Genomic DNA, 2,234 nt, shown 5'->3' with positions numbered 1-2,234 from the left:
TGACTAACATGAAAATATGTCCGATATTCTCTGACATATTCCAGTGTCATAAGCAGTCTGTCTTCTATACTTAGCTTGCTTTTTCTACCACCACGAGCGTTCTTCTTTATTTCTTCTTATTTAATATTTAGCATTTTATAGAATGTAGCTTTCTTGACTCTGTTTAAGCTCCGAAATTTTTCCCCCCTTAATTCTTTGATCTGTTCGTATTTAATATATATTAGACATACAATTTCCAAAGAGGTTTTATGTATAAAAAAGGAAGGATAAGATAGCATCCTTCCCATTGTATATATGCTTTAATAGTCTTTAAGAGAAATAATGCATCCCCATGGTATTAGTTTTTAGCCATCACAGCATCTTCATGATTTTCTGGGCGTGCACATCCTGCTAATTTGAATGTTTTGGCAGAGTAATTGTTTTCATCAAGCGCACATCCATAAATCTCTGATAGCGTTTTGATTGTATCCGATATAAGTCCAATAGCGCATCGTTTTTCGCCTCTCGCCCCTTCATCAACTGCGCCTTCTAATAAATGAACTAGCCTTGCGTAAGGACCAAACGCAATAAGGTCGTTTTTCATCTCTTTTTCTATATATTCCTTTTCATTTTCTAAAAACACATTTTTTAGCTTTCTTTTTAAAATTGAGTAGTGCGAAGGATCAATATATTTTGGTTTTGCTACTGATTTTCCATCATAAATATCCATGAAAACTTCCGTTAACTCATCCAAACATTCTTTCGCTTTACTTAAGTCTTGAACTTTAGCGTATTCTTCTGAGAAATTTTTCAAATATTTTTTCATTGCATCAAATGAAGCAATTTTGAAATACTGAATTCTATCGGTTGCACTTTGATTGTTTTTGTGATCGTTTTCTTCTGATATTCCCTTAAGAATTTCTGATAAATTTTTTACAACAAATTGTCTGGCATTTTGTCGTGGAAGATTGCGTTCTGCTAACTTTATCTTTTCAGCATAATTGAATTCTCCTAACAAAATCTCGTAGTTTTCTTTTCCTAATCTTGAAATAAATAACTTTTCCCCCAGTTTACACTTTTCAGGATTGTACTTAATATTTTTTTCAGGATTTTCTATACGATTTTCTAAATATTTAAAAAATTCATCACTTGTTTTATCTTTTCCTTCCGTGTCTGCCTTTAAAAAATTAAAAATTCTTTGGGATAGATCAAAAAGTCCAGTAACAGCCTCACTGCGATTTCCTGGATCGTTTAAATTCTTATAAGATATCATAAATTTTTCTAGTGCTTCATGTAAAGGGCCGTAGTCTTCGTGGCCTTTTTCTACTTGTTTAATCAAGGCGTCATACACTGTTTCGTTTTCTGGATTTTGCTCTTGTACGACAATATCTAATACTTTATTTTTTTCGTCGTTAATTTTGATTACAAGATTTTGCAATTCATTACATTCCTTGTCTTTATCGCTCTGATCGTAAATTATCGAGTTAATGATCATATTGATATAAGCATGATGGGTTGGAATAACCCATGAATCAGGAAAATCAAATGTTTTCTTAATACACTTTTCAATGTAAGGAATAAAATTTTTATTTTTAGTCCGCTTCCCTTGAATCAATTTTTCTGGTTGACTGCCTTCTCTTTGAAGCGATTTTTCTTTTTGAAGCATATCATTAAAAAACGTATTTAAATTTCTATTTGCTTTTTCAATTTGCATTAACCGAATCTTTTGCTGCTCCTTTAAAGCATCTATGATGGTTTTAAATTTAGAGATTTTTAAATCTTCTACATTCTGAGGGTAATCTTCAGGGGAAAAATTTCTTAAGCAGAATAATAAAGATTGTGATTGTTCAACCGTATTAGAAGCCTTTTCAAAAAATGCTAGCGCTTCTTTTCTTTCTTTAGAACCTCTATCTTTTTTTAAATCTTCAAATTTTTTAAAGAGCTCTGAATTTTGATCCCCCTTATTTTTTATAATGGTTTGCAGATTTTCAGAAATCTCTTTGTAAGAAAGACCGATGAGCCCTAAATACTGCTCCAATGTTCTTATTTCGGAGATTTTTAATACATCGTGCTCTAATAAACTTAGTTTTTTCTCTTTAGGCAAAAGCTGTATTGCTCTTTTAACAAAAGAATACGCTTCATTTGACTTATCTAAATTAATTTTTTCATTATTTATGTAAAGACAAAGATTTTGATTATTTATTTCAATTCCCGTTAAACGATTTGCTACGACACACTGTAAATTTTCGTACTTG

At 31.2% G+C, this 2,234-nt stretch carries 1 protein-coding gene and 1 pseudogene; both read right to left on the bottom strand.

Translation table 11 applies throughout. The features are described 5' to 3' along the window. Positions 1 to 215, bottom strand: a pseudogene (locus K737_RS10720) (transposase family protein); the annotation flags it as partial. A 122-nt stretch (positions 216 to 337) separates the two neighbouring features. Further along, positions 338 to 2,234 (bottom strand): hypothetical protein (locus K737_RS09700; protein WP_035574529.1); only part of this gene is annotated, 1,897 nt, incomplete at its 5' end.

Origin of the sequence: Holospora undulata HU1 (assembly GCF_000388175.3) — a bacterium.
Taxonomy (GTDB): domain Bacteria; phylum Pseudomonadota; class Alphaproteobacteria; order Holosporales; family Holosporaceae; genus Holospora; species Holospora undulata_A.
The sequence above is the reverse complement of the archived record's forward strand: the minus strand, read 5'-3'. Positions and strand labels throughout refer to the sequence as shown.